Below are 14,793 nucleotides of genomic sequence, written 5' to 3'. Positions count from 1 at the left end.
GCGACCCGGCTCAGGTCGGGGGGCGCCACTGGGCGGCGGTGGCGACGGCGCTGGAGAGCAGCCGTGAGTTGATCGTGCCCAGCGCGGCGTCCCGGGCGCGCAGCGCCAACCGGCCCCGGGTCTGGAGCACCGCCGACATCCGCCGGGTCTGCCGGACCACCGTCGCGGCCCGGGGGCGACGCACCCGGTCGTACGCCTGGACGGCGTCGGGCAGTCGAGCCTCCCGCAGCAGCGACGCGAGCGTGGCGGCGTCCTCGAACGCGAGGCAGGCGCCCTGCCCGAGGTGCGGCGGCATGGCGTGCGCCGCGTCGCCGAGCAGCACCACCCCACCGGGCCCGACCGGAAAGCCGTACGCCCGGGGCAGCGGACGCAGCTCGCGAACCTCCTGTTGGACCAGGTCGGCCGGGTCGGTGGCGTCGAGCAGCGCGCCGACCGGCGCGGGCCAGCCCGCGTACCAGCGGCGCAGGAGGGCGAGTTGGGTCTCCGGCGGCTCCGGGCGGGGCGCGCCGGCGGCGGTGGCCACCCAGTAGATGCCGCCCCGGGTGGACCCGCCCGAGGAGCCGCGCTCGCCCAGCGACGCGGCCACGAACCGGTAACCCGCGCCGAGAATCTCGCCGGCCAGTGGCTGATCGTCGGGGAGTCGAGGTGCCTGGTACCAGGGGATGACGGCCCGCCAGGCGGCGCACCCGGAGCTGACCACCCGGGACTCGGGCGCGAGTTGGCGGCGGATGCCGCTGTCCGTGCCGTCGGCGGCAACCACCAGATCGGCTTCGATGGTGTGCCGCCCGTCGTTGACTCCCGGTCGCTCGCCCGGCTCGACGCGGACGTGGCGCACTGTCACCCCGGTCCGCAGTTCGACCCGCTCACCGAGGCCGGCGATCAGCGCGTCGTGCAGATCCTCCCGGTGCACCACCACCGGCATCCGGTCGGCCGGGATGGGCCGGGGCTGCACGAGCCAGTGCCCGTCCGGGCGACGAACCCCGCCGTCGGGCAACGGGGTGGCGATGGCGGCCAGGCCGGCGCCGAGGCCGAGGGCCTGGAGCGCACGGACGCCGTTGGGCCAGAGCACGACGGCGGTCGGCTCGGGTCGGACCCGTTCGGCGCGTTCCAGCACTGTGACCTGCCAGCCGGAACGGGCCAGCGCGCCGGCCACCGCGAGGCCACCGACCCCCGCGCCGACCACCACCGCGCTTCGCATCGGTGCCGCCCCCGCTCAGCTGTCCCGGTCGGCGGGACGCGCGCCAGTGGCGTCGGCCCGGTCGGTGCGAGCGGCGGACGGATCGTCCGCCGGCTCGTCGTCGCTCGACGCGAGGTCAGTCGCGGCGGCGTCGTCGGACGGCTCGCCGTCGTCCGGCCGGGAGTCGTCGTCGGTCGTCGGCGGTACGACGCCGGTGTCCTGCCAGGTGGCGTACTGCTCCTCGCTCACCACCCGGTAGCCCTCCGGCGCGGCGGCCCGCGACGGGGTCTCCCGCTCGGAGAGGTCGACCTGGGACAGGTCGGACGCGGGGGGCGGGGTCGTCGTCGCCGCCGGACCGAGCGGGATCAGGTAGTCCCGGGGGCCGCGCACCCGGACGAAGTAGATCAGGGCGCCGAGGAAGACCAGGGCGGCGGTCCAGACGTTGAGCCGGACGCCGAGGATCTGGTTGGCCTCGTCGGTGCGCATCAGCTCGATCCAGAACCGGCCGGCGGTGTAACCCATCACGTAGAGCGCGAACGCCCGGCCCCGGCCCAGCTTGAGCCGGCGGTCGAGGATGAGGACCAGGGCCACGACGCCGAGGTTCCACAGCGCCTCGTAGAGGAAGGTGGGCTGGTAGAGGCCCGGTTCGAGGATCGGCTGCCCGGCGTCGTCCCGGAGCGCGTGCCCGGGGTTGTCCGGGTCCATCCGATGGATCTCCAGGCCCCACGGCAGCGTCGTCCGGCCACCGAAGAGTTCGTTGTTGAACCAGTTGCCGATCCGGCCGACCGCCTGGGCCAGCGGCAGCCCGGGGGCCAGCGCGTCGGCCACCACGCCGAACGGAATGCCGAGCTGTCGGGCCGCGATCCAGGCACCGAGCGCGCCACCGGCGACCGCGCCCCAGATGCCGAGACCGCCCTCCCAGATGGCGAACGCCTTCATCGGGTCCCCACCGGCGCCGAAGTACTTCTCCGGTGAGGTGACCACGTGGTAGATCCGGGCGCCGATGATGCCCGCGGGCACCGCCCAGACGGCGATGTCGAGCACCGCGCCGGGCGCGACACCGCGCTGCCGCAGCCGGCGCTCCGTCACCCAGCAGGCCAGCACGATGCCGGCGATGATGCAGAGCGCGTAGGCCCGGATCGGCACCGGCCCGAGCTGCCAGACCGCGGTGCTGGGGCTGGGCAGGGCCGCCTGGGGGGAGAGCGAGGCGAGGGTCACGGGTGCACACGCTACCGCTGCACACCCCCGCAGCGGCACCCCGGGCCGCTGGAGCGCGCATCCCGGTGACTTCTGGTTTGCACCGCCGTAGGCTCTTTGTCCATGAGCGCGCTCACCTGGGCGGTCGCCGCGGTCGTCACCGACGACACCGGGCGGGTGCTGCTCTGCCAGCAGGGCCGGGGTGCGCGCCGCTACGCGTTGCCCGGCGGACGGCTGCGCCCGGCCGAGGGCCCGGTGCGGGCGGCCCTACGGGACATCCGCGCGGAGACCGGCTGGGACATCGAGCTGATCGACCTGGTCGGCGTCTACCAGCTGACCGGCCCTCCCGGGGAGGCCGCGGCCGGACGCGCCGGGCCACTGCCCGACGTCCTCGTGCACGTGTTCCGGGCCCGCGCGGCCGGGATCCGACCCGCCACCGACCCACCACCGGGCTGCCGATTGTCCTGGCACTTCCCCGAGGCGCTGCCCGAGGTGGTCACCCCGCTCACCCGAGCCGCCGTCGCCGACGCGACCGCCGGCTGCTCCGGCGTGCTCCGCGACGTCGGCTGCGCGCCAGGAACCGTCGCCTCCGCGCCGCTGCCGGCGGCCCGCCCAGCCGAGGACGGCCGTCCGGCACGGTCCCTGCACCCCTGACAAGCCGCAACCGTTCCGAGGTTCGCCGCGTGGTCGCGGACAGCCTCGCCTGCCAGGCCAGATTCGATTGAGCGTGATGCCTGTGAGTCATCAATATGACTCACAGGCATCAGGCTCAACAGACAAGACATGCCCCCGCGCTGCGCGGTCCGGCCGGACTCAGCTAGGGCCGGCTCAGTGAGGGCCGGCTCAGTGAGGGCCGGCTCAGCGGGTGGGGTTGCGGACGCCCTCGGCGAGTTCGGCGCTGAGGGTGCGCAGTGCGGCCAGCCCGTCGGCCTCGGTGGGCGCGTCCAGCACACACCGGACCAGCGCGCTACCCACGATCACACCGTCGGCGTAACCGGCGACGGTGCCGGCCTGTGCGCCGGTGCCCACCCCCAGGCCGACACCGATCGGCAGGTCGGTGACCGCGCGGGCCCGGGAGACCAGCGTCGGGGCGGCGTCGGAGGTACGCGCCCGGGCGCCGGTCACCCCCATCACGGCGGTCGCGTAGACGAAGCCACGGCAGTGCCGCACCGTCATCGCCAGCCGGGCGTCGGTGGACGACGGCGAGACCAGGAACGTGCGGTCCAGCCCGTGCGCGTCCGAGGCGGCCAGCCACTCGTCGGCCTCGTCCGGGATGAGGTCCGGAGTGATCAGGCCGGTGCCGCCGGCGGAGGCGAGGTCACGGGCGAAGACGTCCACGCCGTAGCGCTCGACCGGGTTCCAGTAGGTCATGGTGACCACCGGAGCGCCCGTCGCCGCCACCGCCTCGATGATGCGCATCGTGTCCGCGGTGCGTACGCCCCCGGCCAGCGCGATGTCACTGGCCCGCTGGATCACCGGCCCGTCCATCACCGGGTCGGAGTAGGGGATCTCCACCTCGATGACGTCGACGCCGGCCTCGACCATGGCGGTCATCGCGGCGATGCTGCCCTCGACGGTGGGGAAACCAGCCGGCATGCAGCCGACCAGCAGTGCCCGTCCGTCGGCGCGGGCCTTGTCGAAGGCCACCCCGATCCGGCTCATCTCACCGCTCCTTGTCGAGGATGCCGAAGTAGTCACCGGCGGTGTGCACGTCCTTGTCGCCCCGCCCGGAGAGGTTGACCACGATGGTGGGCTCCCGGCCCAGCTCCGCGGCGAGCTTCGGGGCCAGCGCGACGGTGCCGGCGAGCGCGTGCGCGCTCTCGATCGCCGGGATGATCCCCTCGGTGCGGCAGAGCAGCTCGAAGGCGGCCATCGCCTCGTCGTCGGTGACCGGCAGGTAGTTCGCCCGGCCGGTGTCGTGCAGCCACGCGTGCTCGGGGCCGACGCCGGGGTAGTCCAGGCCGGCGGAGATCGAGTGCGACTCCAGGGTCTGCCCGTCAGCGTCCTGGAGCACGAACGTGCGGGTGCCGTGCAGCACCCCGGCGGACCCGCCGGTGATGCTCGCCGCGTGCCGGCCGGTGGCCACCCCGTCGCCACCGGCTTCGAAGCCGTACAGCCGCACGGCCTCGTCGCCCACGAACGCGTGGAAGATGCCGAGCGCGTTGGAACCGCCGCCGACGCAGGCGGTGACGGCGTCCGGCAGCGCGCCGGTGAGGTCCAGGCACTGCTGGCGGGCCTCGTCACCGATGCCCCGGACGAAGTCGCGCACCATCGCCGGGAACGGGTGCGGGCCCGCGGCGGTGCCGATCAGGTAGTGCGTCTCGTCGACGTTGGCCACCCAGTCGCGCATCGCCTCGTTCATCGCGTCCTTGAGGGTGCGCGAGCCGTTGGTGACCGGGACGACCGTCGCGCCGAGCATCCGCATCCGGGCCACGTTGAGCGCCTGCCGCTCGGTGTCGACCTGGCCCATGTAGACCACGCACTCCAGGTCGAACAGGGCGGCGGCGGTCGCGGTGGCGACACCGTGCTGGCCGGCACCGGTCTCCGCGATCACCCGGGTCTTGCCCATCCGCTTGGTGAGCAGCGCCTGGCCGAGCACGTTGCGCACCTTGTGCGCACCGGTGTGGTTGAGGTCCTCCCGCTTGAGCAGCACCCGCGCGCCGACCTTCGCGGAGAACCGCCGGGCCTCGTAGAGCAGCGACGGCGTGCCGGCGTAGTCGCGCAGCAGCGCGCCGAACTCGGCCCGGAAGGACTCGTCCGCCATCGCCGTACGCCACGCCCCGTCGAGCTCGTCCAGCGCGGCCACCAGGGCCTCGGGAACGAACCGACCGCCGAAGCGGCCGAAGTGGCCGGCGGAGTCGGGCTGCGGGCCGGCCACCGGGGCCAGCGCGTCGGCGCTCATCGGGAATCCTCTCGCTGCTGGGACGTCAGACCGGCGCGGGGTCAGCGCACCGGCCGGGGCGTTGCCGGGTGGTTGCCGGCGTTGACCAACTCGGCGACCGCCTCGCGGGGGCTCTTCTGGGTGACCAGGCCCTCGCCCACGAGGACCGCGTCGGCGCCCGCGGAGGCGTATCGGATCAGGTCGTGCGGGCCACGAACGCCGGACTCGGCGATCTTGACGACGCTGCTGGGCAGGCCGGGCGCGATCCGCTCGAACACCGACCGGTCGACCTCAAGGGTACGCAGGTCACGGGCGTTGACCCCGATCACCTGCGCGCCGGCCTCCAGCGCGCGGTCGGCCTCTTCCTCGTCGTGCACCTCGACCAGGGCGGTCATGCCCAGCGACTCGATTCGCTCCAGCAGACCCATCAGGACGTTCTGCTCGAGGGCGGCGACGATCAGCAGGACCAGGTCGGCGCCGTGTGCGCGCGCCTCGTGGATCTGGTAGCTGGAGACCACGAAGTCCTTGCGCAGCACCGGCACGGTGACCGCGGCACGGACGGCCGCCAGGTCGTCCAGCGACCCGCCGAACCAGCGCCCCTCGGTCAGCACGCTGATCGCCCGCGCCCCACCGGCAGCGTAGTCGACCGCGAGGTCGGCCGGATCGGCGATCTCGGCCAGCCGGCCCTTGGACGGCGACGAGCGCTTCACCTCGGCGATCACGGCCACGCCGGGCTTGCGCAGCGCCGCGTACGCGTCCATGGGCGGCGGCGCAGCCGCTGCCAGTTCACGGATCCGCTCCAGCGGAACCTGCTCCTGACGGCGGGCGACGTCTTCACGTACGCCAGCCAGGATCTCGTCGAGCACGCTTACGGACGCTGCCTGGCCGGCCTCGTCCCCCTCCGCGTGCGCATGCTCAGCAGTCACGAATGGACTCCCCTCTCCGGGCGTCATGGGCCGATGCTAGGGGCAGCCGATCGACGCCGGACGCCGGGGGTATGGCGCTGCTCACGAAAAGGGCTGCGGCATAATGGCCGACTTGCCGTGAACGGGTTGTCACGCAGCGCCACCTCCGGTATCGACCACCGTCACGCGGTAGGGAGCCTGGCGGCCGCAGTCAGACCGGGCCGATCCATCGATCATGCCACCAGTTTCTGTTCCGCGCCCCACGACAACGACGCCGATCGATGCTGTGAGCAAGCTCAAGGCCGAACGGACGGTCCCTGGTCACGGCCGAGGCGGGACAGTTGACCGGGCGGTCACCGCGGCGAAACGTCGACGGGCCAGCATCGTCCTCGGGCAGACTCGATGGCGCGCCTGCCCCGACCGCAGCAACTCCTCGTGCGAGGTGACCATGAGCATTTCCGAGCCGCACCCGACCATCGGACTGACCACCATCTCGCGGACGGTGGCGTCGCTCGCCGTCGGAGTGGTGCACACCGTGGAGCGGGCCGTGGTGGGCGAAGGACGGATGCGGACGGCACGGGGCAACGCCTGGGAGGCGGTCTGCGCCGACCGGGCCCGCGCCGACCAACGCGCCGAGCTGAACCGCCTGGTCGCCGAACTGACCGCCGCCCGCGCCGCCAGTAGCCGTACCCAGTGGGAGCGCCAGCCGGTCGGCTGACAACCGACGGCCACCCACGTCGGTCGGCCGTCGCGGCCACCACCTCAGTCGGTCGTGGGGTCCTCGCCCCGGTCCAGCGCGTCCCACGCCTCGGTGGTCCGCCGCCCCGCCAGCGGCGTCGGCGGCCCAGCCGGGTCACTCTGCGTCGACGCGGCCTCCGGAGCGGTCCGCGCCGGACGTTCGTACCGCGCGCCCATCGCCGGCCAGTCACCGCCACGTAACGCCGTCCACCAGCCGCCCACCGCGGCCAGCAGGCCGCCGAGCAGGCAGAGCGCCGGCCACTGCCGGCTCACCGCGCCGCCCACGTCGGCTACCAGCCCGTACCCACCTCCGGCCGCCACGGCCAGACCGAGCACGCCGAGCAGCACACCGAGCACCCGCCGCGGGCGGCCCCGGGTGGCCAGCACCGCACCACCCCCGGCCAAGGTCACCAGGGCCAACGCCGGCAGCCAGGGCAGCAGGCTCGCACCGCTGCGGGCCTCACGCACCGGTGGCAGCGGCGCCGGACGCACCGTCAGCTCGACCGACCAGCTACGCGTCGCGGCCCAGAGCGCCAGGCCCGCGCCGGCCAGGCAGAGCAGCACGGCGTACGTCAACGCGCGCCGGCCCACGACGGAGGGCTCCCCGCCACTCATCGGGCCGGCCGGAGGGTTTCGGCCGCCGCGATCGCGGCCAGCACGGCCGCAGCCTTGTTGCGCGTCTCCTGGTCCTCGGCGGCCGGGTCCGAGTCGGCGACCACCCCCGCCCCGGCCTGCACGTAGGCGCGGCCGTCCCGGATGAGCGCGGTCCGGATGGCGATCGCCATGTCCAGGTCGCCGCCGAAGCCGAAGTAGCCGACGGTGCCGCCGTAGAGGCCACGACGGACCGGCTCCAACTCCTCGATGATCTCCATGGCGCGCACCTTTGGTGCCCCGGAGAGCGTGCCGGCCGGGAAGGTCGCGGCCAGCGCGTCGAAGGCGCTCTGGTCGTCACGCAGCGTGCCGGTGACTGTGGAGACGATGTGCATGACGTGGCTGTACCGCTCGATGGTGGCGAACTCGGGCACCTCCACGCTGCCGGGCTGACAGACCCGACCCAGGTCGTTGCGGCCGAGGTCGACAAGCATCACGTGCTCGGCCCGTTCCTTCGGGTCGGCGAGCAGCTCGGCGGCGAGCGCGGCGTCGGCGGCGGGGGTGCCGCCCCGCGGCCGGGTGCCGGCGATCGGGTGCAGCAACGCCCGGCGCCGCCCGTCCGCGGCCCCGGTGACCTTCAGGTGCGCCTCCGGGGACGAGCCGACGATGTCGAACCCGTCGAAGCGCAGCAGGTACATGTACGGGCTGGGATTGCTGGTGCGCAGCACCCGGTAGACGTCCAGCGGGTCGGCGTGGGTGGTCCGCTCGAAACGCTGGGACAGCACGATCTGGAAGCACTCACCGGCCCGGATCGCCTCCTTGGCCGCCTCCACCGCCTTCGGGTAACCGCCGTCGGGCGTACGGCAGAGCACCTCGCCGGCCGGCGGACGCTCGACGGTGGAGATCATCGGCGGGATGGGCCGGGACAGCGCCGTGGTCATCGCGTCCAACCGGCCCACCGCGTGGTGGTAGGCGGCGGCGACCTGCGGGGCGCGGTCCGGGGCGTCCAACGGCGGCAGCACCGCGTTGGCGACCAGGATCGCCGAGCCGTCGTAGTGGTCCAGCACCACCAGGTCGGTGGCGAGCATCATACCCAGCTCCGGGACGCCCAGGTCGTCGTCGGTCAGCTCGGGCAACCGCTCGAAGCGCCGGATCAGGTCGTAGCCGAGGTAGCCGACCATGCCCCCGGTCAGCGGCGGCAGGCCGTTGGACGGGTCGCCGACCGGGCCGGCCAGCGCCGCCACCGTCTCCCGCAGCATCCGCACCGGGTCACCCTCGGTGCTCAGCCCGGCCGGCGGCTGACCGAGCCAGGTCGCCACGCCGTCGCGTTCGATCAGGGTGGCGCTGCTGCGTACGCCGATGAACGAGTACCGCGACCAGGCCATGCCGGCCGAGCCGACGCCCTGCTCGGCCGATTCCAACAGGAACGTGCCCGGCCCACCGGCCAGCTTCCGGTAGACCCCGACCGGGGTCTCCGCGTCGGCCAGCAGCCGCCGGGTGACCGGCACGACCCGCCACTCGGCGGCCAGCTCGGTGAAGGTGCCCAGGTCGGGGCTGAGTGTGCCGTCGGTCATCGGTGTGCCTCCGTCCCGGTGACGGGCAGCTCGGTGAAGAAGCACGTCCGGTGGCCGGTGTGGCAGGCCGCGCCGACCTGGTCCACGCTCACCAGCAGCGCGTCCCCGTCGCAGTCCAGGGCGACCGACCGCACGTACTGGTGGTGCCCCGAGGTGGCGCCCTTGACCCAGTATTCGCGTCGGCTGCGCGACCAGTAGGTGGCCCGGCCGGTGGTGAGGGTGCGGTGCAACGCCTCGTCGTCCATCCAGGCGACCATCAGCACCTCACCGGAGTCGTGTGCGCGCACCACGGCGGCGACCAGGCCGTCGGCGGTGCGGCGCAGCTGGGCCGCGATGGCCGGGTCGAGCCGGGACGGGCGCGCCGGCGCGGGCGCGGCCAGCTCGTTCGGATCGCTGGGGACGCCGGTCACCGGCGGGTCAGGTACGGGCACAGTCACCAATTCTCCCGCACGCGGCGCGGGCACCGCCGACCGCTCCCGGCAGGGCTGCGGCGGGGGCCCGGCCGGCCGGGCCAGCTGGGCGACGTAGCGGTCCAGCCGACCGTCGACCAGGGCGGCGGCCAGGTCCGCGCCGGCCGTGTCGGCGATCTCCTCGGCGTACGGCCGAATCAACGGCAGCGTGCCGGCGACCAGCCGTACGGCGGCGGCCCAGAGCTGCCCGGTGGCGCCCGGACGCAGCCCGAGGCACAGCAGCATGTCCGTCCGGTAGCCGGGTGGGGCCACCGGCAGTTCCAGGGCCGCGGCGAAGGCCGCCCGGCGGGAGTGGACCCGCACGGACGGGTTGGCCGGGCGCAGCACCGAGGGGCAGAGCCGCGCCAGGTCGGCGACGGCGAGCCGGACACCGAGGCGGTCGCTGGCGGCGCGGGCGGCGGCGGCCTTACCCAGCGTGGCGATCAGCTCTTCCAGGCGGGGTGGCTCGGCGGGCTGACAGAGCACCGGCAGGTCGATCCGGGGCCGCCAGTGCGGGTCGGCCCACAGCAGCCGTGCCGGCGCGGTCACCGGCAGCCCGAAGGCCCAGTCGGCCGGTTCGCCGAGGTGGTGCACCCAGGACCGGACGTCGCGGGCGGCCACCGAGACGTGGGTGACCTGACCTGCGGACTCCGCCAGGTAGGCCCGCCGGGCCGCGTACGGGGCGCCGCCGACCAACACGTCGAGGTCGACGTCGCTGTGCGCGGTGGCGGCACGGCGGGCGTGGCTGCCGCGCAACAGGATGCCGACGACCGGCCGCTCGGCGGCCTGCCGCAACCGCGCGGCCCAGTCCTCAAGAAAACCGCTATCCGGTAACGGAGCGTGACCCACCGCGCCATCGTGCCGCACGTCCGATCAGCGCGCAATGCCCGTTGGCGGACTTCGTGTCCGGTCCGGAGCCTACTGCCCGTTCTCGCGCTGCGCGCAACGGCCGACAGTCGGCCACCGGCGCGGACGTTGCGCGGTACGCGGTATTTCATCTAGCGTTGAGTTCAACAGATGATGAGTTTCCGTGGAGGTGCGTGATGGGCGATGCGATAGCCGTCCGAGACCTGGTCGTCGACCGGGGTGGGCGGCGGGTGCTGGACGGCATCAGCTGCCGGGTCCCGCGCGGCGCGGTGACCGGGCTGCTCGGCCCCAGCGGCAGCGGCAAGACCACGTTCATGCGCGCGGTGGTGGGGGTGCAGCTGGTCGGTGGCGGGACGGTCACCGTGCTCGGTCAACCGGCGGGCACCCCAGCGCTGCGGCACCGGGTGGGCTACCTGACCCAGGCGCCGAGCGTCTACGCCGACCTGACCGTCCGGGAGAACGCCCGCTACTTCGCGGCCCTGTACGGGCGAGGGCGCGTCGAGGCCGACCGGGCGATCAGCGACGTCGGGCTGGCCGAGGCCGCCGGGCAACTGGTCGGCACCCTGTCCGGCGGTCAACGCAGCCGAGCCTCGCTGGCGTGCGCCCTGGTCGGGGAGCCCGAGCTGGTCATCCTCGACGAGCCGACCGTCGGCCAGGACCCGGTGCTGCGGGCCGACCTGTGGGCGCGGTTCCACGCGATGGCCGCCGCCGGCACCACCCTGCTGGTCTCCAGCCACGTGATGGACGAGGCGGCGCGCTGCGACCAACTGCTGCTGATCCGCCAGGGGCGGCTGATCGCCGACGACAGCCCGGCCGCGGTCCGCGCCGCAGCCGGAGTGGACGACCTCGACGAGGCGTTCCTACGGCTCATCCGGGCCGGCGAGGCCGCCGCCACCAGCACCGACGCGACAGCCGCACGGGAGACAGCATGAACCCGCGAATCCTCGCCGCCACCACCGGCCGCATCCTGCGTCAGCTCCGGCACGACCGGCGGACCATCGCGCTGCTCGTGGTGGTGCCGGCTGTCCTGCTCACCCTGGTCTACTTCATGTACGCCGACCAGCCGACCCCACCCGGGCAGCCGAGCACCTTCGACCGGATCGCGCTGGTGATGCTCGGCATCTTCCCCTTCGTGATCATGTTTCTGGTGACCAGCATCGCCATGCTGCGGGAACGCACCTCGGGCACGTTGGAGCGGCTGCTCACCACCCCGCTGGGCAAGCTCGATCTGCTCTTCGGGTACGGCATCGCGTTCGGGTTGGCCGCCGCCGTGCAGGCCGCCGTCGCCGCCGCCGTGGCGTACTGGATCTTCGATCTGGACACCGCCGGCAGCATCGGGCTGGTGCTCGGGATCGCCGTGCTCGACGCCGTGCTCGGCGTCGCCCTCGGGCTGCTGTGCAGTGCTTTCGCGCGCACCGAGTTCCAGGCAGTACAGTTCCTGCCAGTCGTGGTGATCCCCCAACTGCTGCTCTGCGGGCTGTTCGTGGCCCGCGACCAGATGGCCGGCTGGCTCCAGGCGCTCAGTGACGCCTTCCCCCTGTCGTACGCCATCGAGGCGTTGCAGGAGGTCGGCGCCCACGCCGAACCGACCGGCCGGATGTGGCGCGACGTCGCTGTGGTGTTCGGTGCGGTGGTGCTGGCGCTGGTGCTCGCGGCGGCCACCCTGCGCCGACGCAGCGGCTGACGTCCGTGCCGGGGCCGGCCGCCAGTGCGGCAGCCGACCCCGGCGCGGGGCGGGCCGGGCCACGACGGGCCAGGCGGACGAACGAAGGGCGGCGATGACGCGGCGAACCGGCCGGCGACCCGGCAATCCGGGCACCCGGGAGGCGATTCTCGACGCGGCGCGGACGGCGTTCGCCGAACGTGGCTTCGACGCTGCGTCGATCCGGGCCATCGCCGGCACGGCGCAGGTCGACCCGGCGCTGGTGCACCACTACTTCGGCAGCAAGGACCAGCTCTTCCTGGCCGCGATGAACTTCCCGGTCGACCCCGGTCAGCTGGTGCCGCAGGTGCTCGCCGGTGACCGGGACGCCGTCGGTGAACGCATGGTGCGGATCTTCCTCGGCGTCTGGGACTCTCCGGCCGGCAGCGCCGGGGTGGCCCTGCTGCGCTCGGCGGTCAGCAACGAGTGGACCGCGCGGCTGCTCCGCGAGTTCATCACCACGCAGGTGCTGCGCCGGGTGCTCGAAAACTTCGACGTCGACCCGGCCGAACTACCGCTGCGGGGCTCCCTGGTGGCCACCCAGATGATCGGCCTGGCCATGATGCGGCACGTGGTGCGCCTGGAGCCGGTCGCCTCAGCGGACCCGGAAGTGCTGGCCGCCGCGGTCGGTCCGACCATTCAGCGTTACCTCGCCGGTCCGCTGCCGGGCTGACCCCAACCCCGCCCACCCCTCGCGATCTTGCACTTTCTGTCCCGACCCAAGGGCCCGCCCGTGGTTTCCAGACCACAACAACGGTAAGCAGTTGATCTAGGCGCTAACCTTGGTGACTTCCTCCAGCTGACGGTCGCCGGACAGTCACCTCGCTTCCCGTGATCCCGGCACGTGGGACGCGAGCACTAGCGGGCGCTGGATTGGCTGGTCAACGCCGAGTTGGTAGCGGCGGACCGCATTCATGTTTGATCTTGACTGGGACGCGAGGCCACAGGCCACAGGCCACAGGCCACAGGCCACAGGCCACAGGCCACAGGCCACAGGCCACAACGATTACGAACTAAACGTTACATAGCAGATCAATACTGGACCTAATCGACTTATGTCGATATGTTGGCCTACCTGAGTAGCACGGGGTTCTCAGGCGTACACGCAGCGCTGACCCCCGCTTGCTGCATAGCCAGAGTTGCGGGGGAGGCGACGCTGCCAATGACGAACGAAGTAGACAAGGTGGAGTTCGAAAGATTTGTCCGCTCAATTCAACATTGGCTACGGCGTGAGGCTTATTACATCTGCGGCGACTGGTACGAGGCGGAGGATCTTGTTTAGGCGGCGCTACTCAAGGTGTACCAGCGCTGGAACCGGTTGGATCGGCGGACAGGACTCGGCGCCTACGCCCACCGTGTCGTGGTCCGCAACTTTCTGACAGAACGTCGTCGGCCGCGCTGGCGACACGAGAGCACCACAATGCCCATCACCGCAACGGATATCGTGCTGGCTCCTGCGTCGCATACTGCCGTCGATGATCGTTTATCCCTGTTGCCCATGCTGCAACGGCTAGGTCCGCGTCAGCGGGCCGTCCTCACCTTGCGCTTCTTCTGCGACCTCAGCGTCACGCAGACAGCACAGGCGCTCGGGTGCACGACGGGAACGGTGACCAGCCAGACCGCGCGAGCGCTCGAGGCACTGCGTCGCGATCTAGGAAGTCGACCGCCGCCGCGTGCAGCATGCGCCGCCCGACCTCGCGTGTAAGTAGCAGCGTGCATCAATGGTTAACGGAGGAGCCAGTCAATGAAGTTGCATCGCACACTCGGCACCGTGACCGCCGCACTAGTGGCCGGTCCGATGCTGATGGCGGTAGCGGCGCAAGCCGCGCCGGCAGGCGAAGAGAAGGCCTGGAGCCCGGCCCTGCTGTCCGCCGAGCCTCTGTACAGCGGCTCGGCCGTTCGCCTGCGCTACACCGAAGGGATCACCGTCGTCGCGTCCGCCGGCGCGAAGGTGATCTTCACGGGTTCCCTGTCTCCGACCACCACGCAGGACGGTCGGCGCGTTTACGACCGCGAGGTGCAGATCGTTGACCCACAGGGCGTAGGCCAGTCCTCGGCCGAGGCCGCCGCATACTCGGCTGCGGGCCGCAGCGTCTACGCCGACGCACTCGCTGCGGGATTCAGCCCTGCCGAGGCGTGGCGGGAGGCACAACCACAGGGCGTCGCACTCCTGGATGAGCCACCGATTGCGGCCTCCGGCTGTGTCTACAGCGAGACCAACTACCCGGACCCCGAATTCGAGTGGTCCGGCTGCTACAAGCTGTACAACGTGGATGATGCAGACGCCTCAGCTTGGTACGGGGCGGGCTCCGGGACAGCGCACGGCTGGGGCACCGGCGTGCTCGGCGGCGGCAAGGAACTATCGAAGGGATTCACCGAGATCACCTGGTCCGGTTCCGGCGCCGAGATTATCGAGGCATCACCGTCTGCCAACCAGAACGGGATCAACTGCGGCCAGTTCACCGTCGGTCTGAGCCAGGTCGTCGAACTCTCGTACCAGGTGCCGCTCTGCAACGACGGCTGGAACGTGACCTGGAACCAGACGGTCCACAAGGTGGAATGGCACGGCGGTAGCGCAGGCGGTTCCAACGACAGCCGCAGCGCGTCGGGTGCCAGCACGGTAAGGCTGCCGTGGAGCACTCCCACCGTGTACATGAACTACCGCATCGGCTGGCAATACGCCTGCTTCTGCTGACGTGACAACTTCGTCCC

The 14,793-nt window shown here is 72.4% G+C and carries 15 protein-coding genes and 1 pseudogene; 7 read left to right on the top strand and 9 right to left on the bottom strand.

Annotated elements, in window-relative coordinates:
* Nucleotides 1-10: 10 nt before the first annotated feature.
* Entirely contained in the window at nt 11-1,198 is a 1,188-nt protein-coding gene (locus OH804_RS02745) for an NAD(P)/FAD-dependent oxidoreductase (RefSeq protein ID WP_196924527.1), read from the bottom strand.
* A 15-nt stretch (nt 1,199-1,213) separates the two neighbouring features.
* Nucleotides 1,214-2,395 carry a prolipoprotein diacylglyceryl transferase gene (lgt, locus tag OH804_RS02740; RefSeq protein ID WP_196924529.1) on the bottom strand — a complete coding sequence of 394 codons (1,182 nt, stop codon included), beginning with the start codon at nt 2,393-2,395 and terminating at the stop codon, nt 1,214-1,216.
* A gap of 102 nt (nt 2,396-2,497) precedes the next feature.
* On the opposite strand from lgt, the gene OH804_RS02735 reads away from it, so the two are divergent.
* Nucleotides 2,498-3,028 carry an NUDIX hydrolase gene (locus OH804_RS02735; RefSeq protein ID WP_406062523.1) on the top strand — a complete coding sequence of 177 codons (531 nt, stop codon included), beginning with the start codon at nt 2,498-2,500 and terminating at the stop codon, nt 3,026-3,028.
* Between the two features lie 204 nt (nt 3,029-3,232).
* Here OH804_RS02735 and trpA read toward each other — a convergent pair whose 3' ends face one another.
* From trpA to trpC, 3 genes are read right to left on the bottom strand one after another with little or no spacing between them, the layout of a single operon-like run.
* Nucleotides 3,233-4,036, bottom strand: a complete 804-nt coding sequence (gene trpA, locus OH804_RS02730; protein ID WP_196924533.1) for a tryptophan synthase subunit alpha — start codon at nt 4,034-4,036, stop codon at nt 3,233-3,235.
* A gap of 1 nt (nt 4,037) precedes the next feature.
* Nucleotides 4,038-5,276 carry a tryptophan synthase subunit beta gene (gene trpB / locus OH804_RS02725; protein ID WP_196924535.1) on the bottom strand — a complete coding sequence of 413 codons (1,239 nt, stop codon included), beginning with the start codon at nt 5,274-5,276 and terminating at the stop codon, nt 4,038-4,040.
* Between the two features lie 41 nt (nt 5,277-5,317).
* The gene (gene trpC, locus OH804_RS02720; RefSeq protein ID WP_030334428.1) at nt 5,318-6,121 is read right to left on the bottom strand and encodes an indole-3-glycerol phosphate synthase TrpC; all 804 of its coding nucleotides are present in this window, start codon (nt 6,119-6,121) and stop codon (nt 5,318-5,320) included.
* 487 nt (nt 6,122-6,608) lie between these two features.
* Between trpC and OH804_RS02715 the strand changes: the two genes are divergently transcribed.
* Complete coding sequence (locus OH804_RS02715) at nt 6,609-6,878, top strand: hypothetical protein (RefSeq protein ID WP_196924537.1); 270 nt, start codon at nt 6,609-6,611, stop codon at nt 6,876-6,878.
* 44 nt (nt 6,879-6,922) lie between these two features.
* Here OH804_RS02715 and OH804_RS02710 read toward each other — a convergent pair whose 3' ends face one another.
* The 4 genes and pseudogenes from OH804_RS02710 to OH804_RS02695 form a co-directional block, all read right to left on the bottom strand.
* Nucleotides 6,923-7,513 carry a Trp biosynthesis-associated membrane protein gene (locus OH804_RS02710; RefSeq protein WP_196924539.1) on the bottom strand — a complete coding sequence of 197 codons (591 nt, stop codon included), beginning with the start codon at nt 7,511-7,513 and terminating at the stop codon, nt 6,923-6,925.
* Complete coding sequence (locus tag OH804_RS02705; protein ID WP_406062520.1) at nt 7,510-9,063, bottom strand: anthranilate synthase component I; 1,554 nt, start codon at nt 9,061-9,063, stop codon at nt 7,510-7,512. Before OH804_RS02705 ends, OH804_RS02710 begins: the two co-directional genes overlap by 4 nt.
* Nucleotides 9,060-9,494, bottom strand: a complete 435-nt coding sequence (hisI, locus tag OH804_RS02700) for a phosphoribosyl-AMP cyclohydrolase (RefSeq protein WP_307788846.1) — start codon at nt 9,492-9,494, stop codon at nt 9,060-9,062. The genes OH804_RS02705 and hisI overlap by 4 nt, the downstream gene beginning before the upstream one ends.
* A gap of 180 nt (nt 9,495-9,674) precedes the next feature.
* Nucleotides 9,675-9,998 (bottom strand): annotated as a pseudogene (locus OH804_RS02695) (phosphoribosyl-AMP cyclohydrolase); the annotation flags it as partial.
* Nucleotides 9,999-10,555: 557 nt separating this feature from the next.
* Between OH804_RS02695 and OH804_RS02690 the strand changes: the two are divergent.
* The 5 genes from OH804_RS02690 (at nt 10,556) to OH804_RS02670 (ending at nt 14,776) form a co-directional block, all read left to right on the top strand.
* Nucleotides 10,556-11,311 carry an ABC transporter ATP-binding protein gene (locus OH804_RS02690; protein WP_406062518.1) on the top strand — a complete coding sequence of 252 codons (756 nt, stop codon included), beginning with the start codon at nt 10,556-10,558 and terminating at the stop codon, nt 11,309-11,311.
* Nucleotides 11,308-12,063, top strand: coding sequence for an ABC transporter permease (locus OH804_RS02685; protein ID WP_196924543.1), 756 nt, complete (start codon nt 11,308-11,310; stop codon nt 12,061-12,063). Before OH804_RS02690 ends, OH804_RS02685 begins: the two co-directional genes overlap by 4 nt.
* Nucleotides 12,064-12,157: 94 nt before the next feature.
* Complete coding sequence (locus OH804_RS02680; protein WP_196924545.1) at nt 12,158-12,754, top strand: TetR family transcriptional regulator; 597 nt, start codon at nt 12,158-12,160, stop codon at nt 12,752-12,754.
* Nucleotides 12,755-13,378: 624 nt separating this feature from the next.
* Nucleotides 13,379-13,786, top strand: a complete 408-nt coding sequence (locus OH804_RS02675; RefSeq protein ID WP_406062515.1) for a sigma-70 family RNA polymerase sigma factor — start codon at nt 13,379-13,381, stop codon at nt 13,784-13,786.
* 39 nt (nt 13,787-13,825) lie between these two features.
* On the top strand, nt 13,826-14,776 hold the full coding sequence (locus OH804_RS02670) for a hypothetical protein (protein ID WP_406062513.1): 951 nt from the start codon (nt 13,826-13,828) through the stop codon (nt 14,774-14,776).
* The last annotated feature ends 17 nt before the right edge of the window (nt 14,777-14,793 follow it).

The organism is Micromonospora sp. NBC_00860, from assembly GCF_045207375.1.
Lineage (GTDB): Bacteria > Actinomycetota > Actinomycetes > Mycobacteriales > Micromonosporaceae > Micromonospora > Micromonospora vinacea.
This window is presented reverse-complemented; position numbering and strand designations above follow the sequence as displayed.